Source organism: Paenalicyclobacillus cellulosilyticus, assembly GCF_014647315.1.
In the GTDB taxonomy this organism is placed as follows: domain Bacteria; phylum Bacillota; class Bacilli; order Alicyclobacillales; family Alicyclobacillaceae; genus Alicyclobacillus_J; species Alicyclobacillus_J cellulosilyticus.
In genome coordinates, this window is the sequence record NZ_BMOY01000149.1 from 352 (window position 1) to 590 (window position 239).

1 protein-coding gene is annotated in these 239 nt (G+C 37.2%); it reads left to right on the plus strand.

Annotation, left to right across the window (positions count from 1 at the left end):
• A partial coding sequence (locus tag IEX97_RS13285) for an ATP-binding protein (RefSeq protein ID WP_188883553.1) occupies window positions 1-239 on the plus strand: 239 nt, incomplete at both ends.

Consider the following 239-nt stretch of genomic DNA (forward strand, 5'->3'; position numbering starts at 1 on the left):
CCAACAAACAATTCGTGCTTCAACTACCGCAATCTCTGCCAGTATTTAACACAGCACTTATTCCACTGAGCCAAGTGTTTTCAAACTTAATCAGCAATGCATTAAAACATCATCATCGTAAAAAAGGTCATTTGGTCGTAGGTGCCCATGAGGCAGGTGATTATTATGAGTTTTTTGTCAAAGATGATGGCCCAGGGATCAAAAATCAAGACTTAGAAAAAATTTTTAAGCTATTTCAG